21 protein-coding genes are annotated in these 23,312 nt (G+C 62.0%); 1 reads left to right on the top strand and 20 read right to left on the bottom strand.

What is annotated here, in order from left to right:
* Window positions 1-38: 38 nt before the first annotated feature.
* Genes H7C18_RS05400 through H7C18_RS05410 form a run of 3 tightly spaced genes read right to left on the bottom strand, consistent with a single transcriptional unit; the run spans window position 39 to window position 2,149 of the window.
* Window positions 39-1,013 carry a phosphotransferase family protein gene (locus H7C18_RS05400; protein ID WP_185128001.1) on the bottom strand — a complete coding sequence of 325 codons (975 nt, stop codon included), beginning with the start codon at window positions 1,011-1,013 and terminating at the stop codon, window positions 39-41.
* 23 nt (window positions 1,014-1,036) lie between these two features.
* Entirely contained in the window at window positions 1,037-1,504 is a 468-nt protein-coding gene (locus tag H7C18_RS05405; protein ID WP_185128002.1) for a low molecular weight protein-tyrosine-phosphatase, read from the bottom strand.
* Between the two features lie 3 nt (window positions 1,505-1,507).
* The gene (locus H7C18_RS05410) at window positions 1,508-2,149 is read right to left on the bottom strand and encodes a trimeric intracellular cation channel family protein (protein WP_420481838.1); all 642 of its coding nucleotides are present in this window, start codon (window positions 2,147-2,149) and stop codon (window positions 1,508-1,510) included.
* A 145-nt stretch (window positions 2,150-2,294) separates the two neighbouring features.
* Between H7C18_RS05410 and H7C18_RS05415 the strand changes: the two genes are divergently transcribed.
* Complete coding sequence (locus H7C18_RS05415) at window positions 2,295-2,954, top strand: thiamine diphosphokinase (RefSeq protein WP_185128003.1); 660 nt, start codon at window positions 2,295-2,297, stop codon at window positions 2,952-2,954.
* A 46-nt stretch (window positions 2,955-3,000) separates the two neighbouring features.
* Here H7C18_RS05415 and H7C18_RS05420 read toward each other — a convergent pair whose 3' ends face one another.
* The 17 genes from H7C18_RS05420 to H7C18_RS05500 form a co-directional block, all read right to left on the bottom strand.
* Complete coding sequence (locus H7C18_RS05420; RefSeq protein WP_185128004.1) at window positions 3,001-3,774, bottom strand: MBL fold metallo-hydrolase; 774 nt, start codon at window positions 3,772-3,774, stop codon at window positions 3,001-3,003.
* Window positions 3,775-3,784: 10 nt separating this feature from the next.
* A complete protein-coding gene (locus H7C18_RS05425) occupies window positions 3,785-4,459 on the bottom strand; it encodes a GNAT family N-acetyltransferase (RefSeq protein WP_185128215.1) in 675 nt (224 codons plus the stop codon).
* A 35-nt stretch (window positions 4,460-4,494) separates the two neighbouring features.
* On the bottom strand, window positions 4,495-5,151 hold the full coding sequence (locus H7C18_RS05430) for a GNAT family N-acetyltransferase (RefSeq protein WP_185128005.1): 657 nt from the start codon (window positions 5,149-5,151) through the stop codon (window positions 4,495-4,497).
* A gap of 28 nt (window positions 5,152-5,179) precedes the next feature.
* The gene (locus H7C18_RS05435) at window positions 5,180-6,040 is read right to left on the bottom strand and encodes a carbon-nitrogen hydrolase family protein (RefSeq protein ID WP_185128006.1); all 861 of its coding nucleotides are present in this window, start codon (window positions 6,038-6,040) and stop codon (window positions 5,180-5,182) included.
* 57 nt (window positions 6,041-6,097) lie between these two features.
* Complete coding sequence (locus H7C18_RS05440) at window positions 6,098-7,459, bottom strand: sensor histidine kinase (RefSeq protein WP_185128007.1); 1,362 nt, start codon at window positions 7,457-7,459, stop codon at window positions 6,098-6,100.
* The gene (locus tag H7C18_RS05445) at window positions 7,456-8,151 is read right to left on the bottom strand and encodes a response regulator transcription factor (RefSeq protein WP_185128008.1); all 696 of its coding nucleotides are present in this window, start codon (window positions 8,149-8,151) and stop codon (window positions 7,456-7,458) included. Before H7C18_RS05445 ends, H7C18_RS05440 begins: the two co-directional genes overlap by 4 nt.
* Window positions 8,152-8,578: 427 nt before the next feature.
* Entirely contained in the window at window positions 8,579-10,159 is a 1,581-nt protein-coding gene (locus H7C18_RS05450) for a serine/threonine-protein kinase (RefSeq protein ID WP_185128009.1), read from the bottom strand.
* 157 nt (window positions 10,160-10,316) lie between these two features.
* The gene (locus H7C18_RS05455; protein WP_185128010.1) at window positions 10,317-11,342 is read right to left on the bottom strand and encodes a 23S rRNA (cytidine(2498)-2'-O)-methyltransferase RlmM; all 1,026 of its coding nucleotides are present in this window, start codon (window positions 11,340-11,342) and stop codon (window positions 10,317-10,319) included.
* Window positions 11,339-12,118: an ABC transporter ATP-binding protein gene (locus tag H7C18_RS05460; protein WP_185128011.1), complete on the bottom strand. Its 780-nt coding sequence runs from the start codon at window positions 12,116-12,118 to the stop codon at window positions 11,339-11,341. Before H7C18_RS05460 ends, H7C18_RS05455 begins: the two co-directional genes overlap by 4 nt.
* 54 nt (window positions 12,119-12,172) lie before the next feature.
* Complete coding sequence (locus H7C18_RS05465) at window positions 12,173-12,490, bottom strand: thioredoxin family protein (protein ID WP_185128012.1); 318 nt, start codon at window positions 12,488-12,490, stop codon at window positions 12,173-12,175.
* Window positions 12,487-12,831, bottom strand: a complete 345-nt coding sequence (locus H7C18_RS05470) for a cyclic-phosphate processing receiver domain-containing protein (RefSeq protein ID WP_185128013.1) — start codon at window positions 12,829-12,831, stop codon at window positions 12,487-12,489. The genes H7C18_RS05465 and H7C18_RS05470 overlap by 4 nt, the downstream gene beginning before the upstream one ends.
* Window positions 12,828-13,670, bottom strand: a complete 843-nt coding sequence (locus tag H7C18_RS05475) for a deoxyribonuclease IV (protein WP_185128014.1) — start codon at window positions 13,668-13,670, stop codon at window positions 12,828-12,830. Before H7C18_RS05475 ends, H7C18_RS05470 begins: the two co-directional genes overlap by 4 nt.
* Window positions 13,671-13,672: 2 nt before the next feature.
* Window positions 13,673-14,497, bottom strand: a complete 825-nt coding sequence (locus tag H7C18_RS05480) for an Fpg/Nei family DNA glycosylase (protein ID WP_185128015.1) — start codon at window positions 14,495-14,497, stop codon at window positions 13,673-13,675.
* A gap of 35 nt (window positions 14,498-14,532) precedes the next feature.
* On the bottom strand, window positions 14,533-15,363 hold the full coding sequence (locus H7C18_RS05485; RefSeq protein WP_185128016.1) for an HAD-IIA family hydrolase: 831 nt from the start codon (window positions 15,361-15,363) through the stop codon (window positions 14,533-14,535).
* Window positions 15,364-15,731: 368 nt separating this feature from the next.
* Window positions 15,732-17,114 carry a ribonuclease H-like domain-containing protein gene (locus H7C18_RS05490; protein WP_185128017.1) on the bottom strand — a complete coding sequence of 461 codons (1,383 nt, stop codon included), beginning with the start codon at window positions 17,112-17,114 and terminating at the stop codon, window positions 15,732-15,734.
* A gap of 60 nt (window positions 17,115-17,174) precedes the next feature.
* Entirely contained in the window at window positions 17,175-19,424 is a 2,250-nt protein-coding gene (locus H7C18_RS05495; RefSeq protein WP_185128018.1) for a DEAD/DEAH box helicase, read from the bottom strand.
* Between the two features lie 702 nt (window positions 19,425-20,126).
* Window positions 20,127-23,222: a hypothetical protein gene (locus tag H7C18_RS05500; RefSeq protein WP_185128019.1), complete on the bottom strand. Its 3,096-nt coding sequence runs from the start codon at window positions 23,220-23,222 to the stop codon at window positions 20,127-20,129.
* Window positions 23,223-23,312 lie beyond the last annotated feature (90 nt).

Below are 23,312 nucleotides of genomic sequence, written 5' to 3' on the forward strand. Positions count from 1 at the left end.
CGGGGCTTTTTGATTCCGGGCGTTTTTTCGTCGTTCGGTTACCCCATAGCTTCCTGCTCGAGGCGACGGACCGAAGCCGAGATCAACCGGATCAGATCGGCCTCTTTGTTCGGCTTGCTCTCTTCGTCGCCCAGCATCTGAAGCAAGTTGGCCAGATCGCGAAGAGCTCCTTCTACTTCCCACGAGGGAGGCAGCCGTTCGCCCGAACCTTCTTCGTACCCGGCGGCGAACGCCTTTTTGCTCTCCGCATCGAACAGGTGCGCATAACGAAACAATTGGCCCCAATCCCCGGCCGGATGGCTGGCCATCGCGAACTCCCAATCGATGACGGCGGCGACCCGCCCGTCCCGGACGATCAGGTTCGTCGGCCGAAAATCGCCGTGCACCAGACGGGCGGTTCTCCGGTCCATTCCGTCCAGCAGGGGACGGCAGCTCTCGGCCAGCTTCAAGATCCGCTCGCTCCGCTCGTCTCCCAACCGCTTGCGGGCCCGATCGTTCAAGAACATCGGATACCATTCGCGGAGCGGCGAGATCGGCTCGCTCACGTTCAGCCGTTCGTCGAGAAAACCGTGCCGCTCGAACCGAACGGAATGAATCGCCGCCAACGTTCGTCCCAGCTCGCGGGCCAATGCGGGAACCGGGGCTTGGCCGTCCCGGACGATCCGCTCCAGCAAGGTTTGTCCCTCTACGAACTCATAGATCCCGTAAGCCCGGTCGTCTTTGTCCCCGCGATCGCCTGCCGCAAGCATCCGCTGCATGGGAACCCGATCCTCCAGAAGCTTTCGAAGCGCGGCTTCTTTCCGCCAGCCGTCGTCTCCCGGCACGAACAGCCGCAGCAGCAAAACGGAGCCGCTTCCTCTCAACCGGACCCGGTAGTTCGTGTTCCGCTTTCCTTCGGCCATCGGCACGAGCTCGTCCACCCGCAGCGACCGGTCGATCGCTTCAAGCCGTTCGTTCACTTCGGCTTCCGTCAGGGCCCGGAACGGATAAGTGCGCTCCCAATGCTCGTCCATGGCAAGCTTCCTCCCAATCCGGATCAGCGGACCCGATGCTCGACCTGTTCGGCCAGCCGCTCGCAGCCCGCAGTCACCATCTCGTATACTTCTTCGAAGTTGCCCGTAAAAAAAGGATCCGGAACGTCTTCGACGCCAAGCTCCGGCACGAGCGACAGGAAGCGGATCACCTCGGCGCGGGCGTCCTCCCCGATCACGGCGCGAATATCGCTCTCGTTGCGCCGGTCCATCGCCACGATCAAGTCGAACTTCTCTCCGTCTTCCTCCGTGATGCAGCTTGCGGTTAAGCCGTCCCAAGAGATCTCGTGCCGGTCGAGAATTTTCCGGGTGCCTTCATGAGGCGGCTTGCCGATATGCCAGTTCCCGGTTCCCGCCGACGCGACGCGAACTTGGGATTCCAGCCCCCGTTCGCGAATCTTGGCGCGAAAAACCGCTTCGGCCATCGGCGAACGGCAAATATTGCCCAAACAGACGAACATAACGGAATACATCGATTATTCCTCTCCTTTTTCCGGCCGTCCCTGGTTTGACCTGAGCGAGCGGCGGGGAAGCTTCCACTTGAATTGCACGGACAGCATCCGAAACACCACGATGAACGCGAACAGCGTGAGCAGCTCCCACGTGCTGCCGAAACGGCCGTAGCCGATGGCGAATCCCGCGGCCAGCGCCCACACCGCATAAATCTCGTCGCGAAGGACGAGCGGCTTGCGGCCCGCCATCATGTCGCGGATCATGCCTCCTCCGATGCCGGTCAGCATGGCGGCTACCATAACCGCGTTGAGCGGAAGCTTCGCATCCACCGCGAACAGCGCCCCCTGAATCGCGAACGCGGACAGGCCGATGGCGTCGAAGAACGCCTCGGTTTTTTTCCAATGGTGAATCCAGGCGATCGGCAAAAAGAAGACGACGAGTATCGACACGCTTGCGGTGTTCAAATAGAGGCTCTGACTCCACAGGGTCGTCACCGGCGCCCCGATGAGCAAGTTGCGCACGACGCCGCCCCCGAACGCGGTCACCAGCCCGAGCACGATCACCCCGAGAATGTCGTATTCTTCCTCCATCGCCACGATCGCGCCGCTGACCGCGAACGCGATCGTGCCGATAAGACTGAATAAATGAAACACGTCCAGGTTCAACTCGCCGCCTCCGATTGCTCGCGCTTAAGAAGTTTCAACAAATTATTCCTATTGTAGGGGGGAAAATCGGGGCGCGCAACTGCTTTTTTGAGCTGCGGACGTTATACTTTAGGAAGAACAAGCCGACAGGAGGACATGGGCAAGCATGACGAACGAACAGCGAAAAAGAGCAAGCATCTATACGGGGGGGACGCTCGGCGAATGGGCCCTCCCGCCCGAAGGTGCCGACGATTTCTTTATCGGCGCCGACCGGGGAGCGCTGTTTCTCGTCGAGCACGGCATCGCGCCCGACCTTGCGGTCGGCGATTTCGATTCGATCGAGCCCGGGCAGCTCGGCCTCGTCAAAGCGGCGGCGCGGGAAACGCTGGCGTTCGACGCCGTGGACAAGGATTGGACGGATACCGAGCTCGCGCTGCGAGAAGCGATCGGCCGGGGATTTCATGACATCGTCCTGTATGGCGGACTCGGCACTCGGTTCGATCACAGCCTGGCGAACGTTCACCTGCTGGAACTGGCGGACGCTTCCGGCTGCCGTGCGACGCTGGCGGACGCGCATAACGAGATTCGCCTTCTGACCGGGCCGGCCGTTTGCGCTCTCGAGGCGGACCCTCGTTACCCCTACGTATCGCTGCTTCCTCTGTCGCCGGCCGCATCCGGCATTACGCTGCGAGGCTTCGCCTATCCGCTGACGGACGCCGCCTTGCGCATCGGCATGTCGCTCGGCGTGAGCAATCAACTCTCCGCGAGAGCGGGCGAGATCGAACTGCGCGAAGGAAAGCTGCTTGTCATTCGCAGCCGCGACTAGCCCGGCAAGCCGTAAAGGACAAAGACGTTCGGGCGCCCCCGAACGTCTACAGCTTGACGGTCAATCCCTCTTCCGAGAAACGCACGCCCGCGGGCAGTCCGTAATCCCGCCGCGCATCGATATCGTGAGACAGATGAGTCAGAATCGTCTCTCCGGCTCCGACTTCGGCCGCCAGCAGCAGCCCTTCTTTGACGTCGTAAACCGATCTCGTGTCCATGGGGAAAGGCTCCTCGTAAAAACTCGTGCCGAGCACCAGCAGCCCGACGCCCCGCAGGGGACTCTTCTGCTCTTCGGGCAGGTTGATCGAATCCGAGCAGTACGCCCAGGCGAACCCGTCCCTGCGCCGCTCGAAACGGTACGAGTACGAATAGCCGTTCTTGCCGTGATTCACCCTCCACGGCCGAATGGTCCATTCGCCGTACGCCATGCCCTCGTCGTTCGCTTTCATGGCGAGACGGCTCTCCAGCCAAGGGAATCGGACGCGAATTTCCGCAAGCACCTCGGCCGGCCCGAATACTTCGGCCGTCATGTCCAGCCAGCGGCAGGCGTCCGCCCATTCGGGCATTCCGCCGATATGGTCGAAATGCGCATGCGTGAGCAAACCGCGTTCCACCCGGCGAATGCCCCTCTTCTCCATCTGACGGCGCCAATCCGGCCCGCAATCCAGCAGCAGCGGAGGTTCCCCTTCTTCTTCCAGCCAAAGGGAAGAGCGAAGCCGTGCGTTTCGCCCGCCCGTCCGGGCCTCCTCGCATACCTCGCAACCGCAGTATACCCGCGGCGTTCCCATCGCATCGCCGTTTCCCAGAAACGTAATCTTCATCCCGGACCTCTTAGATCGGAAGCAAAGCGACCGACTCGCGGGCTTCCAGCTTCTTCATCATCTCTTCCCATTCGGCCGGCTTGTTCGGAAGCGCGGCGTAGTACCAACGTAAGAAACCGGCCGGCAGCGACGCCGGCAAAGACGCCGTCTCGTCGTCGGCGGGGCGAAAGCAGAAGTCCAGGCCGCGAACGGCTTTGCCTTCGTGGTCCCACGACGGGTGGACGTAATCGAGATCCAGCTTCCGAAAGCCCAGATGGGACAGCACTTCGCGGCGAACCGCCGGGTGCATCGGAAGAACGCCGCGAACCGAGAGCGAGCCCGCCGCATCCTCCGGGTTGTAGATTTCCGCGAACATGCCGAGCGATTCCGCGCCCGACGCCGCGGCGAGCTCGCGCAGATGCTTCTCCCGCTGCTTCAGCAAGAATCTCCCGATGCCGAGGCCCGAGCGGCCGATAATCGTAAAGTCGGTCATTTCCACCCGAAATTCGGGCACATACCGGTATTCGGTGGCGCCGACCACCGCGCCGTCGCTAACGGCGACAAACACTTGGATGCCCGGGTCGCGCAGAGGCTCTTCCCAAAGCTTGAACGCAAGCACCTCTTCGGGCGGGAAAACCTCCTGCATCAGACGGTGCATTTGCGCAAATAACGGATCTTCGATCGAAGTCAGTTTGCGGTATTCCAGCATTCGAATGCTCCTTCCGAGTTTTTGGGACCGGCTTACGCGAACGGATTGCGCCACTCCATCAGCGCCGCGCAGCCCAACGAATCTTCATCCTCCAGGTAGTTCCGGGCGACGCCGACGGGCACCCTTCCGCACCGCAGCAAGAACGTCAAGACGGGATCGCTCAGCTCTCCCTTCTTCACCTCTTCCAGATAAGCCTCCGGCGTCAACCGGTCGGCATGAGCCTTGTAGCCGGGCATGCGCCCTCCGCCGAGCAGCCTTCGACAGCCCAGGTGCACGACCGTCTCGTACATGGACTGCATGAGCCATTGGCCGAGCCCGAACTTGCGGTATTCGGGACGGACGCAAATATCGACGACATAAACCGTGTCTCCGTCCGGCTCGTGATTGCGTATGTAGCCGCCGTCGGTGACGGTCTCCCAGTCATGCCGCTCCCCTTCGGGAAGCGTCCGTCTCAGGGCGGTCATCGAGCCGGCGATCTTTCCGTCGATCTCCGCGCACAGCGCCCCTTCGGGAAAGCGGGCCACATGCTCGGCCAACTGCCGCTCGTTCCACCAGAGTTCCGGCGGGAAAGGGGGCGGGAAGCTTGCCGCCTGCACCGCGATCAACTCGGCGAAATCCTCCGCCCCGTAATTGCGAATGACCGCCGGGACCATCGTTCTGCCGTCGGTCGCGAACCATCGCTTGTACATCGAAGCCCTCCCCTTCCGGCCGGCAGGATCAGTTCCAGTCCGGGTACAGATCGGTACGCCGGTCTCGCCAAGTGGTGACGGAGCCGGCCCGGCGAACCTCCTCCAGAAGCGACAGGTCGAGGTCGGCCGTGATGAGCATGTCCGCGTTGATCTCTCCTTCGCATACGATGCCGCGCGGAGGGAACGGGATGTCGTTCGGCGCGATCACGGCCGCTTGCCCGTAATTGGCACGCATAAAATCGACGCGCCGCAGAGACCCGACCGCTCCCGTCGTCACGATGTATACCTGATTCTCGACGGCCCTGGCGTGGCAGCAGTAACGAACGCGATAGAAGCCATGGCGGTCGTCCGTGCACGAGGGGCAGAAAATGACGTCCGCTCCTTGGGCCCGCACCATGCGGACGATTTCCGGAAACTCGATATCGTAGCAGGTGAGCAGGGCGATCTTCCCGTATTCGGTCTCGAACACGTTGACACTCTCGCCCGCCGAAACGTTCCATCCTTCCCGTTCGGACGGGGTGATGTGCAGCTTATCCTGGGTGAACCGGCGTCCGTCCGGAGCGAACAAGTACGCGGTGTTGCGCAGCCCGCCGCTCTCCGAGCGGGTGACGTGCGTACCGGCCAGCACGTACATTTCATATTCTCGGGCCAACCCGTCGAATAGCTGCTCGTACGCTTCCGTATAGTCGGCGAGCCGCTCGATCGGCTGCCCCCTTCCGGTCGTGTCTCCGATCGCCAGCAGCGGCGTCGTGACGAACTCCGGCAGCAGCACGAACTTCGCTCCGTATTCCGACGCGTTGCGGACGTAATGGACCGCCTGTTCGCGAAATTCCGCGAAGCTGTCGGCGTCGCGCAGCTCGAACTGCACGGCGGATATCCTCATTTTCATGACCGTCATCGTCCTCCGATCGTTTGGCCGGCCGAAAGCCGCCGAAGCGGCCCGGCGTCAACCGTACTGCAAATTGCGGGGGAATTGGATCGACACCGTCGTTCCGTTGCCCGGCTTGCTGAACACTTCGACCGAGCCTTCGTGAAGGTCGACGATCTTCTTCGCGATCGAGAGCCCGAGACCGCTGCCGCCCGTCGAACGGTGGCGCGCTTCGTCCACCCGGTAAAATCGCTCGAACATAAAAGGAATTTCGCTCTCCGGCACGCCGATCCCGTAGTCGGTTACTTCGATTTTGACGCTGTTCTTCGCCAGCCGAATGCGCACGTCGATCGGCTCCTTGCTGTATTTGATCGCGTTGTCGATCAAAATTTGCAGCAGCTGCCGGATCTTGTCCTTGTCCCCGTACATGGAAACGGTCGACGAAGGGGCGTGGACGCGGATGTCCCGCTGGAACGTCTTGCCCAGCACGGCGGCGAGCTCCTTGACGACCGCCGAGACGTCGAACCGGCTGCGCTGCAGCCAGTTGTCCTGCTCGGCTTCGGCCAGCGTAAGCATCGAGCGGGTCAGCCTCTTGAGCCGCTCGGTCTCCTGGGCGATCGCCTCGACCGCTTCGTCCCTTACCTCCGCGTTGTCGCGCCCCCACCGCTTCAGCATATCCGCATAGCTTCCGATGACGGTAAGCGGCGTTTTCAGCTCATGGGAGGCATCGGCGACGAACTGCTTCTGCGTCTCGATGTTGCGGTCGATCCGCTCGATCATCTGGTTGAACGCCCGGATCAGCTGCTGCAGCTCGACCGACTCCTCGCGCCCCATCTTCAGCCGGTGCAGCACGCCGCTTCGGTCGATCTCCCGCATCGTCTGCACCATCTGCGCGATCGGTCCCGTCAGCCTCGACGTGAACCAATACGTGCCGAAGATCGCGAACACGATCGCGCCGATGCTCGTTACGCTGAGGGCGACCAGAAGAATCTGCAGGTAGCTGTCCAGCACCGTCAGCCGCCTCGCCCCTTCGACGACGCCGATGAGCACATCGTTCTGGTAGATCGGCTTTGACAGGAACAGCGCCCGCTGTCCGCCGATGTGAACGGTCTCGCTCCGGGAGACGTTGGAGACGACGGGCGTAATCGACATCAGGTCCTTGTCGATGCCGACGGTGTTGACGACGGTCATATCCTTCGTGACGACGCGCAGCATCTCGTTCGCGTTGTACAAGTCGCTGAGCAGCTTCGGATCGTCGATGTCCGCCAGCTTGTTTTTGCGAAGGGTGTCCAGGACGAGATCGACTTTGTTGGCGATGATCTGCTCTTCGCCGCGCGTCGTGACGCGGATGACGAAGAAGTAGACGAAGATGTTGTACAGCAGCAAAATAAAAATAAGCCAAAATACGGTAAAAAGCGTGTAGCGGGAGCGAAGCGTCATGCGTCAGGCTCCTTCATCATATATCCGACGCCTCTGACCGTGTGCAGAAGCTTGTGCCGGTATCCCTTGTCCATCTTCTGCCGCAAATAACGGATGTAGACGTCGACGACGTTCGTGTCGCCGATATACTCGTAGCCCCAGACGTCGGAAAGAATCTCGTCCCGCGTCTTCTCTTCGTTCTTGTTGCGGGCCAAATAATAAAGCAGCTCGAATTCGCGGGGAGTCAAGTCGATCGTGTGATCCTTGCGGAACACTTTGCGCGTCATCAGTTCGATCGTCAGATCCCCGATGCGAAGCACGTCCTCGCTCTCGCCTTCGCGCGAAGCCTTGAAAATGCGCAACAGGTTCCGCACCCGCGCCAGCAATTCCTCCATGGCGAATGGCTTCGTCACGTAATCGTTCGCTCCGTGCTCGAAGCCGCTGACCTTGTCCGGAACGGTGTCCCGGGCGGTGAGCAGAATGACGGGAACCGCATGGTCGTTCTGCCGGAGTCTCCTGAGCACTTCGATTCCGTTAAGCCCCGGGAGCATCACGTCCAGGAGCACCAGCCCCCACTCCCCTTCCGTCGCCATCTCCAGCCCGGTGCGGCCGTCGCTCGCGCGGCTGACTTCATAACCCTCGTGCTCCAGCTCCAGCTGCAGAACGCGCGCGATGCCGTCCTCGTCTTCGATAATCAAGATGCGTTCGCTCAACTCTATCACCTCTGGTTCGAAAAGTACGTGCCGCCTCGGCGGCCCGTTCCGTTTATCCGATAACGCGGATTTTCCGCGTTACTTCATCTGTCGGGCGCAACTGCGTCCCATTAACGCGGAGATTCCGCGTTATTCTGCCGTTGGAGCGCCTTAGTTCTCCGTTAACGCTATTCCGTCGACGTGGCGCCTGAACTCCAAGTGAAAGCGGTATTGTCGCTTCACACAGGCAGTCTGGCCGCGCTATCCTGAACGCCCGTACCTGCTTCCAGGCTATTGCAGCCGAATCTATCGCCCTATCGAAGGGGCTCCCAATCTGATTCGTCGAATTCTCTTCCGAGCACTCCGCATCGGATCAAATGAACAGACTCCCGCTCTCCATTGTATCATGACTGGCCGGTTCGTTCGACGGGAACGCCTTCCTCTTGCGCTAGATTTCGGCAGATCGGCTTTTGTTCGCATTTTCCCGCTGCAGAAACCGGCCGATTCGAGCGAGTTCCCCGGCATCCGCCGGCACCGGATCGCCCCGCCAAAGCGCTTCGGCCACCTCGCGAGCAGGCAGGCACGGAAGATGCAGCGCCGGTTTCTCCGGCAGCGCGTTCAGCCAGGCTCCCCGGTCGCGGAACGGCATGTCCCGGTTGGCGATCCAGGCCGCCTGCCCTCCCCGGCCGCGGATCCTTGCGATCAGCTCGGCGCAGGCCCGCTGCCTGCGGACGTTCCACTTCGCCGGCAGGCAATCGACGACGACGTACAGGCTGTCCGCATGCGCGGCGAGCCATTCCGCGACGCCGGGCTCTTCCCAGCGGCTGGAGACGTCCAGCAGCGTCAGGCGCGGCCCCAAGCGGCGAAGCCAGCCGGCGAACGCCGGTTCCGGCGCGCGGCGCGCGGCGGCGGACGGATCCAGCGGATAGACGGCGGCCGATCCGACCCGCCAGACCGGTGCAGCGGGCAGCATGCCGGCAGGATCCGCGAACGCCGCCCGGCGGGGCATGCGGTTCCCGCCATCCCAAGCATCGAACAGCTCCGGATCGCCGCCGGGACATTCCGCCAGCGCATGGTCGGCTCGCTGGGCGGACAGCGCGGCGGAAAACACCGCGGAGGCGAACGATCCCCCGGCTCCCGGATAAGCCGAGGCGACCGCGACAATGCGCGAGCCTTCCCCCGAGGAACCGGAGTTCCTTCCCTCCGCGGCGGAAAGACCGTCTTCGCCCGTCAGGGAGCACAGCTCCGCATAGAGCGCGGAAGCGCTGGCGGGCCGGTCGTCCGGACGGACGGACAGCATCCGTTCGAGCAGCTCCTCGAAGCGGGGAGGAACGTCGGCGCCAAGCCGGACCGCGCGCTCCCGGACGATGGCGAAGCTTCCGCCGGACAGCAGGTAGTAGACGAGCGAGCCGAGGCCGAACAGGTCGGTTCGGGCGTCCGACTGCTCGCCCTTCAGCTGCTCCGGCGCGGCGAAGCCCGGCGTTCCGAGCCGGAGCGTGTCGGAGTCGGCGGCGGGGCGGTAGCGGCGGGCGATGCCGAAGTCGACGAGCACCGCCCGGTCGCGGGTATCGACGATCACGTTCGCCGGCTTCAGATCGCGGAAGACGACGGGAGGTTCCTGCGCATGGAGATAGCGAAGCACGTCGCAGAGCTGCAACATGTAGCGCAGCACGGCGGAGAAAGGGATGCTGCGGCCGTGCCGTTCCCAGCGGGAAGCGAGCGATTCTCCGGCGATGTAGTCCATGACGATGCAGGCCAGTCCGTCCTGTCCCGGAGGATAATAATCGACGATACGCGGCAAATGCGGGTGCTGCAGACCTCCCATCATCCTGGCTTCGGCGATGAACGCTTCCCGCTCTTCGGGCAGCGGCTTCGTGAATTTAAGGGCGCGCAGCATGCCTCCCACCCGCGCATCCTCGGCCAGATAGACGCTGCCCATCCCGCCCCGGCCAATCGCTTCGACGATCCGGTAGCGTCCCTCGAACCAGCTTCCCGGCGTAGGGCTTTGGTATGTATTTTCGCGATCCATACTTGTTCTTCTCCTCCGGGGACAGGCGGTTCCGCCTTCCTATAAATTTCGCAAGCCGTTCCCGGTTTGCGTCGATACGCAGAAAAAAAAGTCCCGCGGACGCAGGAAACAGCCGAATGGCCGAAACCTGCGCCCGCGGGATGCTTTCCCGACCGTTCTAACGGTAGCGCGTTGCCCATATTGTAACTTCTTCGCGGTTATGAAACAACTGCTTCACCCGCCGCACTTCCAAAAATCGACCGTATTCCGCCGTCAAGTCGGCGATCGTCTGCAGCGGCTTGCGGTACATGAGCTTCAACGTCACGATCGCCGAGCCCCCGGGCGCGAGGGCGGGCGCCAGCTCTTCGACGATGCCGCACGTATGCCGCGGGTCCCAGCTCATGTCGCAGACGAGCAGGTCGAACGAATCCGGCTTCAGGTCCAATTCGGCCGCGTTCATCCGCAGATGGCGCAGTCCCGGGCGCCCTTCCAGCGCCGGGCTAAGCTCCGCCGGATCGACCGCCGTCACCTGCACTCCCCGGTCGAGCAGCACGCTCGTCCATCCGCCGGGGGCCGCTCCGAGATCGAGCGCGCGCCGGAAGCGGTCCAGCGGCAGCCCGAACGTCCGCTCCGCTTCCAACAGCTTGAACGCCGCGCGCGAGATCAGCCCTTCCTCGCGCCGGAATCGGACCGCGCCTCCGGGCCAGTCGGACAGGTTGTCGGCAGGATCGGACAAGCCGAGGTACAAGCTGCTTCGGGTCGCATACACCGACAAGATCCAGCGCGCGTCCCGCGCCGTCACTTCCGCTCCCAGTTCTCTCAGCGCCGGCGCGAGCGCGTCGCGTCCTTCGGCGGAGCTGAACGGGAACGGACTGTCCTGGGATTTGCGTACTTGAACCGCGACGGACGCGCCTCGCAAGCGGTCGGCGCAGGCATCGGCGAAACGGACCATTGAGGCGGCGACCGCGTCAGCGTCTCCGGACACCTGCACCTCATTATCCACCGGGAACAGATGCCGGAGGAAGATCGGTTCGTCTTGGCGCAGAAGCTTAATCAGCTCCCGGCCGGACAGCGCGCCGGAGTTCAGTTTGAACGTCTCGCCGGGAGCGAGCCCGGAAAGCTTCATGCCGGGAAAGCGCCGGCGCAGCTCCTCCATCGCGTACGGCGCGAAGCCCGGATTGGAAGTCGCGATAAAATCGGTCATCGGGAGGCTCCTTTTCGCACTTGAATCCAGGGCCGTTCGTCCTGCCATTGAAGGGAGAGCGAAACGTCGAAGGCTTCTTGCAGCAAATCCGGCGTCAGCGTCTCGCGCTTCGGCCCGGCCGCGACGATCCGCCCTTCCGCCATCAGCGCCGCGTGGGTGAAGAGCGGCACGATCTCTTCGATATGGTGCGTGACGTACAGCATCGACAGACGGCGCCCGGCCAGCTCCCGCAGCGCTTCGAGATACGCTTCGCGCTCATATAAGTCGAGACCGGCGCAGGGCTCGTCCAGAATGATCAGCCGGGGATCGGCCATCATCGTGCGGGCGAGCAGCACTTTTTTGCGCTCGCCTTGGGACAGCGTGCCGAACGGCTGGTCGGCCATCGGCCCGAAGCCGATTCGATCCAGCTCGGCGTGCGCGCGCTCGCGAATTTCGGGCGCCGCTTCTTCGTAAATGCGCAGATAGGCGTTCGCCCCGCCCGCGACGATCTCCCATACCGGATCGTAGAGCGTGAATTTCTCGATCAGCGATGCGCCGATGTACCCGATCTGCTTGCGAACTTCACGGATGTCCACCGTCCCGTACCGGTTCCCGAGCACGTCGACGGTTCCGGAGGTCGGGAACATATATCCGGCGATCATCTCCAGCACCGTCGTTTTGCCGCAGCCGTTCCGCCCGAGCAGCACCCAGTGCTCTCCTTCGCCGACCTCCAGGTCGACGCCGCGCAGTATGTCGCGCTGCTCGCGGCGCAGCGTTAAGTTTTGCAAATGAATCATGGCCGTTTATCCTCCTAACGAATAAAGCCGAAACGCGAAAACGAACCGTACCGGTCAGCCTTGCGCCAGCGGAGCCAGAAGCGCGTCGAGCTCCACGACCGAGCCGAACCGGTACGTCTTGCTCCACTCTCCCCGATCGTCCCGGAGCAGCAGGCAAGGAACGCTCTCGATACGAAGCAAAGACGCGAGCGCGGGCGCCAGGTTCAAGTCGACGGAAGCGATCCGCAAAGCCGGGCGGGCCGCTTCGACGACGGCGATCATGCGTTTGGCCAGGGCGCACGTTCCGCACAACGGCGTATGGACGAACAGCGCGGGCTCGAGATCCGGCCGGTTCAACTCGGCCTGCCAATCCGCCGCTTCCAGCTCCCTCATCCGCCGCTCGCCCGCCGCGCCGCTTCCCGCAGCACGTCGTCCGTCATCGGGCCGTCGTGCACGTTCAAGCCGGCGGGAGCCGCCTCGCGAAGCGCGCAGACCATCTGCGCCCGGCCCATCATGCTCGACGAATGCACGTACACCCGCTTCGGAAAGCGGCCGGTCGCGATCAGCCCGTGAACGACCGACAGGCCGTTCGGCATGCCGTAGCCCAGCTCGAAGTCGAGCGACAGCACGTCGACTTCTTCCGCCTCGAACAGCAGCAGGCATTCCTCGGCGGAACGGGCCGCCACGAAGCCTCGCGGGCAAGGGCGCACATCGTCCAGATAAACATTGATCAAGCGAACTCCTCCTCCCCGATCCAATCCCGAAGCAAAGCAAGCTGTCCGGCGTGCGTCCCATCCGTGCCGACAGGCGTCTCCAGCAGCAGCGGCGATTCGCGCAGCTCCGGCGTCGACAGCAAACGCCGAAATCCGTCCGCGCCGATGTGGCCTTCGCCGATTCGCGCATGCCGGTCTTTGCGCGAGCCGGACGGATAACGGGAATCGTTCAAATGCACCGCCGTCAGTCCGTCCCAGAACCGCAGCCGATCCGCGCGTTCGCGGAAATCGTCCCAGTCGCCCCCGCTCCATTGCCCGCTGGCGAACAGATGGCACGTATCCAGCACGAATCCGACGGAGCCGGGCTTCGCGCACAGGGAGCGAATCGAAGTCAGCTCTTCCGGCGTCGTGCCCATCGGGCCGTGGTCGCCCGCCATATTTTCCAGCAGCAGCTTCGCCTCTCCATCCCAATCGGCCAGAACGCGATCCATCCAGCCGATGATGCGGCGGTAAGCTTCCAGCGGATCGCTTCCCCGGTCGTGCCCGAAATGCACGACGACTCCAAGCGAGCCGCACGCTTCGGCAATGGCCAGATCGTTGAGCGTGCAGGCAGCCATCGCATCGGCGATCTCGCCTTCCGCCGCCGGATTGACCGGATACGGCCCGTGGGCGACGGAGACGACGCCGTTGCGGAGGCACCAATCGGCGCAGCGGGCCGCATCCGCGGCGTCGAACGATTTGAGCCTCAGGCTTCTCGGATTTTTCGGAAAATACTGAAATGCGTTCCCCCCGAGCCGAACGGCCTCCCGCGCTGCGCCTTCGTACCCTTTGCGCGTGCTGACGTGACAGCCGATTTTCATGATCAGTGTGCCTTTTGGCAGGACGGGCAGTAGAACATCTTGCGGGAGTTGACGATCTCCAGGCGAATCGCCTCGCCGCAGCGGACGCAGGCTTCCCCTTCCCGGTCATATACCCGGCACTTGTTGTCGTAACCGCCCACGAACGTGTCGTCCGCCGTGAACTTATGGTCCATATAGCCTCCGTTCTCCGCCGCCTCTTCCAGCACTTTGCGCATCGAACGATACAATCTCAGCTTCGTCTCCGGTTCCAGCTCCGGTATCGCCGCGGTCGGCTGCACCTCGGCATCGAAGCAGATCTCGTCCGAGTAGCAGTTGCCGACGCCGCTGATCAGCTTCTGGTCGACGAGCGCGGATTTCAGCCTGCCTCTTCGGGTACCGAGCCGCTTCGCGAACGCTTCCGGCGTCAGCCTGGGATCGAATGGATCGGGACCTAGCGGCTTCAGATGCTCCAGAGCGCTTTTCGCGCTGAGGCGGTGGAGATACCCGAGCCGAAGGCCGCCGAAAAACAGCCGGTTGCCGTCTTCGAACGTCAGAACGACCTGATACGAGCCGCTCTCCTTGCCGGCCTCCGGTTCCGTTCCGTAATACAGCCAACCGCCCAGCATCAAGTGCAGGAGCAGCCGGTTGCCGTCATCCAAATGGAACAACAGATGCTTGCCGCGGCGTTCCACGAACAGCACCGTCCGTCCGATGACGGCGGCCTGAAACTCGGCCGTCGGCTCGTTGATCGTCTTCTCCCGGTTCACTTCCGCCGCGGCGATCGTCCGCCCGCAGACAAGCGGGGAGAGCAGCCTGCGGTAAGTGTCCATCTCCGGCCATTCCGGCATCGTGTCTTCATCCCTTCGTCGGTTCGTCTCGCGCCTTACGCGATGACGCTCTTCACATATTGTTCAAGCTCGGCGAGGCCGCGGCAGACCGCGTCCGGCATCGCCCCCGCGTCGTCGCAGCGTTGCCGCCAATCTTCCGCGGAGCATAGTCCGGTAAGCACGAGTACGGCAGGGCTGCCGATCGCCAAACCGGCGGCGATATCGGTGCGCGGATTGTCGCCCACGACCCATGCGTCCTCCGCGGACACTCCGGCGCGCTTAAGCGCAAAATCCATGAGGATCGGCGACGGCTTGCCGACGATCGTCGGCCGGACGCCGGACGCGGCCTCCAGCGCAGCGGCGATGCTGCCCGCGCCGGGAAGCACCCGGCCCGCCACGGGAAGCTGGCGATCCGGATTCGTCACGACGAACGCCGCGCCGTTCGCCAGATGAAGCTGGGCTTCCGCGAGACGGTCGTACGTCAGCTGCCGGTCGATCCCCTGAACGACCAGCTTCGCCGGTCTGCCTTCTTCCCATTCGAACCCCGCTTCACGCATCGCTTCCCGCAGGCCGTGCTCGCCCATTACGTAAACATTGGCGTTCGGATACCGCTCTCTAGCGTATTCGGCGGTCGCCTGGGCCGACGTCGCCACCTGCTCCGGAGCCGCCGGAATGCCGAGGCTCCGCAGATGCTCCGCCACCTGCAACGGCGTTCGCGTCGAATTGTTCGTCACGAACCAGCAAGGAAGGCCGAGCGCTTCCAGCTCCCGAACGAGGCGTCCCGCGCCGGGGACCGGTTCTTCGCCCCGGTACAGCGTGCCGTCCAGATCGAGCAGCAGCGCCTTCGGCTTGCGGAGCGCAGGCGGGTTATGAGGCCACGTTAACATGATGTCACTCGCCTTCGTTCCATATTACGGCTTTTTGGCCATGGTTCCACAATAACGCGTTTGACCTGCCGAAGGCAAGGTCTGACATCGGCCGACAATCTTCTCGATTTCCCTCCACATTTTTATGCCGACGAGAGGAAATTCTCCCTTGATTTCGCGGCTTAGCCGACCCTTCCGACGAAGAATGGGAAAAGCGCCCGCTATCATCGCGGACGAACCGGATCGACGCCGAAAAGAGGCATGAGAACGACAACTTTTCCCCGTCGCTTCCGGCAAGGAGCCTCTTGGCGAGAAAATATCGGAGAAAGTCCCTTTCGTCGAAGCCGGGCCGGAACGGTCTCCCTTCGGCGCCGGAGCCGCTCAAGGCCTCAGAGCCGCCCAGCCTTGCGCCGCAAGCGCTCCACCCGCCGGCGAAGAGCGTCCCGCTCCTCGCGCTCGCGGGCGGACGCGGGCCGCCGCAGCGCCAGCTCCAGCGCGGCTTCGGCGTAGCGGAGCGCCGCAGCGGGATTCTTCTCGCGATGCTCGTAGAACATCGCCAGCTCGACGTGCGCGTCGACCGGCGGAATCGCGGCCAGCTCGGCTTGTTCGGCCGATCGCTCCCAGAAGCGAACCGCTTGCTCCCACTGGCCGAGCCGCTTATAGCGCAGACCCGCCGGCAGCCACCAGCGGGCGGCGGCCGCGTCGTCTCGCGCGGCCAATGCGGCGAACAGCCGCTCCGCTCGGCGCCGCATGCCGTGCTTGTCCAGCCAAGCCGCCGTCCGGTAAAGCTCCTCCGCCCCTTCCGGCAGTTCGTCCGCCCGCGGATCGTCCTCCTCCTCGCCGGACAGCAAGGCGCCGAAATGCGTCGCCAGCGTCACCAGCGTCAGCACGTCCCGCTCGTTGTGGCGGTAGACGCCATCGAGATGGCCGGCGTCGCCGTCGCTCAAAAACCGGACGTAAAGCTCCGGAGCCAGAGATCCCGGCACGTCCTCGCTCCGCTCGACGCCGAGCCGGTCTTCCTCGATCCGGCTCAGGCGGCACGATGCCAGCGTATTCCGCCATAGCGCCCGCGACGGATGAAGAAAGTCGAGATGCCCCGGTTCGACGCCGCTGCGCCGCCATCCGTTCAGAATGAACCGGTTCGCCAGCACCGGCCAATCGAATGTCCGGCCGTTGTAGGTAACGAGATGCGTCCTACCGGCCATCCGGCCTAGCAAGTAGTGAAGCATCGCTTTCTCTTCCCCGGGATGGCGGATGAGCGTCTGTTCGACGGAGATCCGGCGCCATTCCGGCTCGACGACGGCGAAGCCGATCATAAACGGCACGTTGCCCGCTCCGACGCCGAGTCCCGTCGTCTCCGTATCCAGAAAGATCAGCCGCTCCGCCCGGATGGCGTCCGGATGGCCATCTTGCGGCCGGCCGGTTTTGTTCTGCCTTGCCGCGACGGGCTCCAGCGCCGGCGCGTAGCCGACCAATTCGCCCAGTTCGTACAGGCCGTGCCGGTAATCGAACGGATAGTCGATCCGCCGCAGGAGAAAGCTGCCGTGCTCGTTCTCCATCTGCCGCACGCCGAGCATCCCGAAAGCCGGATGCAGATCCGGCTCCTGCCGTTCCGTATTATCGCGATAATCTCGGCTTTCCGGCTTCCCCGCCGCCGAATCGTCCCTTCCCGCCGTTGCAGCCGATCCCGAACCGTGTTCGCCGCTCCCTGCTTCTTCCCCCTTGGCTTGACCTTTAAGCCGCAGCAGACGTTCCCGCAGTCCTCCGCTCATGCCGGATCCTCCGTTCGTTCGCAAATTCATCGCCCGGCCGCCGGATCGGACCCGGACCGATCAGAGGCCGCTCAAAATTTGAATGCTCTTTTGCTTTCCGTTGATTCCGTTCAATTCCATGCCGATGCAAGAAGGGCATCCATCCTTGCATAAGCATTTGCGAATCAGATTCGCGGCCGCGTCCCTCACTTCGTCGAAGCGCTTGTACACGTCCGCGGCCAGACCGATTCCGCCCGGATAATGGTCATGGATAAAAATCGTCGGAAGCCCCGTATGCGCGGCTTTGATTTGCGGCGTCACATGCACGTCTCCCCTGTCGCACATGACAAGCACCGGAACGATATGCTGCAATACGTTCGCGATTCCGAGCAGCAGCTGTTCCAGCGTCTTGGTTCCGATCTCGGGGCCGACTTCTTTGAGCTCCAGCCAAGCGGCGCTTGTATGCAATTCTTCCTCGGGCAGATGAATGGGCCCGGAGCCGATATTTTCGAACGTGGTCAATTTGATTTTCTTGAAAATGGTAGGGATCATATTGACCGCAACGTCTCCATAATGAACGGCGGCCTGGCCCCGGTCGCGCGTCCGGTCGATCTCCAGCACTTTCAGGTTGACGGCCAGGTTCGCATCCGTGTAATATTCGACGTCCACTTCGCGGACATAAGCCTTCTTATGGTCCCAGTCCAGCTTCTCCACCTGGTATTGAACGCCCTCGTGCAGATAGATCGCTTCGTCGTGCAGCAGGGTCATGGCGCTGAACCGGTCCATCTCCCCGATGATCTTGACGGCGGCGACGTTCGATTGGTCGACGATCACGACGTTCTCCTGGGAAGCCGAACGAAGGCTGATTTCGCTTGCCGGGAACGACTGCGCCGACCAGTAGAACGTATCGCCGTTTTTGTGAAGCACCTTTTCCTCTTGCAAATATTCGAGAATGTCCGCAACGTCCAGGGGACCGAATTCCTCCGTTTCCTTGAACGGAAGCTCATAGGCGGCGCAGCGCAAATGATCCACAAGGATCAGCAGATTCTCGGGATTGATCCGGGCGTACTCCGGCGACCGGTCGAAAAAGTATTCCGGATTTTGAACGATATATTGGTCGATCGGCGTCGAATTGGCGACCATGACGATCAGCGCTTCCCCGTGGCGGCGGCCGGCGCGTCCCGCCTGCTGCCAGGTGCTGGCGATACTGCCCGGGTACCCGGTCATGATGCACACCTGGAGCTGGCCGATATCGACGCCCAGTTCCAACGCGTTCGTGCTGACCACGCCCAGGATTTCGCCTTCGCGCAGCCCGCGTTCGATTTCCCGGCGCTGCTTGGGGAGATAACCGCCCCTGTAGCCCCGGATCGACTTCGAGCCGATATCGCTCTTCACCAATTCCTGAAGGTGGCTCAGGATCAATTCGACCCGGACGCGGCTCCGGGCAAAAACGATGGTCTGAATTTTGTTTTTCAAAAATTGTTTGGCCAGATGGTTGACCTCGACCGTCGAGCTCTTGCGAATGTTCAGCGGAGCGTTCACGATCGGCGGATTGTAGAAAACGAAGTGCTTCCGGCCGCGCGGCGCGCCGTTGTCGTCGACGAGCCGCATGGGGCTGCCCGTCAGCTGCTCGGCCAGTTCCTTAGGGTTGGCGATCGTTGCCGACGTACAGACGAGGATCGGGTTGCTTCCGTAAAAGCGGCAGATTCGCTTCAACCGCCGAAGAACGTTCGCAACGTGACTGCCGAACACCCCCCGGTACGTATGCAGCTCGTCGATGACGATAAACCGCAAGTTTTCAAACAGGCTTACCCATTTCGTATGATGAGGAAGGATCCCGGAATGCAGCATATCCGGGTTCGTGATGACGATGTGACCGGCCAATCTTACGATCTGGCGGATTGCGGGCGACGTATCGCCGTCGTATGTATAGCTTTTGATGTCGATGCCTATCTCTTTGATGATCTCGTTCAATTCGCTCTTCTGGTCCTGCGCCAGCGCCTTCGTCGGAAACAAGTAAAGCGCGCGGCTGGCGTCGTCTTCGGCGATCGCCTGGAGGACGGGCAAGTTGTAGCACAGCGTTTTCCCCGAGGCGGTCGGGGTTACGGCTACGACATTCTCTCCTCTTCGAACCGTCTCGTAGGCGGTATGCTGATGCGAATAGAGCTGTTCGATGCCTCTTTTGGCCAGGGCCGCTTGAATTCGGGGGTCGACGCTCTCCGGCATGGGACTCGTTCTCGCCTCTTGCGGTTCGATCTCCTGCCAGTTCGCTACATTCTCGTTCTTTCTTAACTCTTGGATCAGTTCGGAAAGAATCTTCTTTTTAAACATTCCATCACCCTATAATTAAGAACGGTTGTTCCCTATTATAGACTTCCTATCTAAATAAAAAAAGCCCCCGTAAAGGTACAAAAACAATAGCCGCCGATCATCACGGCCTGATGGAATGCGAACCAAAATAGGCGCGCCCTCATAAATTGGTAGGGGCAATTGACTATTCATGAATACGGAGGCTAATAAATTGGGCTTGCAACCTCAAATGCAAATGATGTCGCACCCCGTTCTTTTGGAGGTTCGGCAAACGGCTCCCAATCAGATTTTGATGATTTACGACAGGCGGACGGAGACGGCCTCCGCGACAAATGTCTCGAATTATTGGATCCGAAGCAACGCGGGAGCCATGGGAATCGCGAGCGCAGGGATGGGCGAGGCCTTGTCGGCTCAAAATTCGCTTCGCTCCGATCAGGCTATGATTACGAATGCCGACAACTCCAGGATGAGATACCTCTTGACATTCAGGGTTAATGCGATGGCCGGCGTTCCTTATATCGTGCTTCCCTGTTTTGTAAATGCCGAGGGAATGACCGGTTACGGAGGAGGAAACTGGGGGCCGACGAGCAGAAACGTGTTGATTGGCAGGTAACGGATCCGCTTGTTCGTCATCCGCCCGGAAAAGAAGAGGCGGGACGAAAGCAATGGCGATGCGGACTTCTTCCGCCGCATCGCCATTGCTTTCATTTCTGTCAGCCAGGATTATAACTCGATGACGATGCAATCCTTGTCGCTTTCGGCGTCCGCAGCCGCGGCGAACATTTCGTTGTCGGCCCCCGCCCAGCTTGGAGACGCCGGACGGACTTGGAACGCGCGGAGCCGGTCGTTCGGCGATTTGTCCGTGTAGGCCTCCGCCTTTCCTTCAAACGTCCATTCGATCTTCTTCACCTTGCTCAGATCGACCCCGGCGTTCAGCGGAAGGTTCGCCGGGTCGACGGAGGGCACGCGAACCGACCATACCGATAACAGCCCGGGCATGATGCGGGAGGAACCGTCCCCGACGACGCCGCCCGATTGGGGCTGGAACTTCTCCGTACCGCCCTTGAACGTCACCTCGTACTCGTAGAAGCCGAGCGTCCGGGAGTGAACGAAATCGTGGCGTTCGGCATATCGGTCAAGGAACGCGGAGCCGCCCGACTGCGCATATTCGACGTGGACTCCGCCCTGGGCGTCGCGAGCGCCGGGCAGATGAATCTGGCAGGCGCCGACCGTCAAATGCGCCTTGCCGGCGATTTTCTCCCGGATGAGGGGGTTGTCCAGCGACAGCGGGAATACCGCGTCCCGATGCTCGCGCAGGGCGGCGAACTGCTCGGGGAACGTCTCCTCGTTCAGGATGAACTTTATGTTTCGGTACGGCTGGGCGGGGCTCTCGGACGCATTGAGAACGTTCGTCAGCTTTACGCTGATGTCCGCATGGATCTTGCTCAGCTCCGCGATGTGAATGTCCCGGATTTTGGGGAAGCGGTCCTGGCCCAACGTCAAATATCGAAACGCCTGATATTCCTGATACAGGAAATCGATCAATTCCAATCTGGCTTGGTTGTACAATTCGAAAATATAGCCGTGGAACAGCGGCAGGCTGGCGTCCGCCTTATCCCCGAGCGCCGCGAGCAGACGCTCGTTCTCCGAACGCAGGCGGGCGATTTCGGCCGTCAGCTTCTCGTCCTCCAGATACGACGCCTTGTAAGCCTGCGCCAGCCGCTGGTACTCCTCCGCCACGTTCATATACTCGTAGAACGCGACTCGGTAGCGCTCGGCGTTTTTCGGTACCTTGTCGTATACCGGCTTCAGCAGCTCTTCGAACTGCTCGCGGGACATCGTCAGCAAGGCCGAGTTGTAGCCGAATGACGACTGAACCTGATTCAGCTGCTTCGTCAGATCGATCAGTCCTCCGCCTTGCTTCCAAAGGGCTTGTCCGGAGGACGCCAGCTTCTTGACGGAGCCCAGCGATTTGGACAGCTCTTCTTCCTTCTTCTTCTTTTCCTTGTCGACCGTCTTCTGCGACTTGAACGTTTCGTCGACGACGATCGTCTTCCCCTCGTTGACCAGATTGCTGACGGCGGAAGCGATGGCGCCGCCCGCCTTCAGCGCCCCGACGACGGGCGCGACGTTGGTCGCGATCGCGACTCCGGTGACGACCAGGTCGAGCGTCGCTTTCATCGTGTCCAACTGCAACTCTTTCCGGAGCGCATCGACGAATTCGCCGGCCGTCTTCTCCAACTGCCGCGCCTTGTTCCCGATGGTCGACAGCATGTCGTCCAAAGCGGATTTCTGCTGCTGCTTCTGCGAGAGAAGCTCCTCTTTGCGCAGCCCCATCCGCTCGATCTTCTTCGCGGCGTCGCCCAGCGCGTTCCGGATCAATTTCGCTTGGCTGTCCTGGCTTGACTTGACGCGCAAATAATCCGCGTACAAGGATTCGGCCTGCTGGGCCGCGACGATAAGGTTGAGGCCCATCGACTGATAACGGTCGAGCGGCATCAGCGGAACCCAGTTCCAGGGATGGCCGAAATAATCGAGCCCTTGGCTGAGCTGCGCCACCAGGACCGCCGCCCTGCCGCGCAGCGCGAGCCATTGAAGGGACTCCGCCAGCATGCGTTCCCGGAATGCCGCGAAGTCGGCGTCCGTGCTCTCGCTTTCCCGCAGCTTCGTGAACCAGGCCGCGTCCGGCGTCGTCCTCAGCAGCCAGTCGAGCAGCACGGCCGCCTCCTCGATCTGCTCCTCGCTGGAAGCCAAATAAGCCACGCCGGCTTTATGCAGGGTCAGCGACTTTTGCTCCAGCGAGCCGACCAGTCTCCTGTCGACGGGAAGAAAGTCGCCGTAGAAATGCCGATCGCTTACGGCAGTAGGACGTCCGTCGCCGTTGTTCCCGCAGGCTCCGGCCCTCCCGTCCATCGATGCGGGAGCCGCATGTCCGTCCAGCCCGTCTTTGCCGTTCTGGCCGCCAGGTTCGCGTTCGTCGCTAAGATAATAAGTATAGCGGCTGACGCGCCCGGCCATCACCGACTTCCCTTTCAGCTTGCGGCCGCCGAGTCCGCCATGGCCTCCATTCTGCCCTTTCCCCGGAGAGGCCGCTTCGCCTGCCTTGCCGGCGCGGCTCTCCATGACAATCAAATTCTCCTTCGCCGGAAGGACGAAGGCCGCCACGATGCTCCCCCCGTTGCCTCCGTCGCCGGATTTTCCGGCATTGCCGCCGTTGCCGCCGTGGCTGGCATTGCCGCCCGCGCCCGCGGGATCGTTCGAGAAAAATCCCCGGTTTGCGTCTTCGCCGTTGATGCCGTCGGCGCCTTTTCCGCCATCGCCGCCGTCCTGTCCGCGTCCTCCGCGGCCGCCGTTCGCGATCAGGCGAAGCGGACCGTTCAGCTCGAATCTTTCGGCGGCGAGCGCGATGTCTCCGGCCGATTGTCCCGGCTGGCCGGGGAGACCGTCCTCCCCGTTCGTCCCGTTCTTGGCGGGCTGCTCGGCCGAAATTCCGCTTTCCGCCTTGGCTCCCGGCTTATAATCCCGTTCGGACGCCGGAGCGGCCCCCGACGTATCGATGCTCGCCTCTCCGTCCGACGAGATGATGCGGGCATGGATCGTCACATTTCTGCCGGGAACGCTCAGCGATCCCGACAGACGGACGGTGTCGGCATGAACGACATAATGGACGGACTTATCCGATAGATAATCCGCCGTAAGGGTTAGATCCGCGGCTGTCAAAAAAACGGTGTCGCCTTTTTTTCCCCGTTGAACGTCTGAATACCGCAGCTTGCCTGCCAGCCATTCCTGTTCCGTCTTTTCCTGAGAGCTAGTTGCCATTCCCCTGCCTCCTTAGGCGCATGCGTTCGCGCGGCATCGGCTTCGATTCTTCCGCCGCCAGGAGAATTTTAACAATTCGCGCTAAAAAAA

The sequence above is a fragment of the Cohnella zeiphila genome (assembly GCF_014212055.1).
Classification (GTDB): domain Bacteria; phylum Bacillota; class Bacilli; order Paenibacillales; family Paenibacillaceae; genus Cohnella; species Cohnella zeiphila.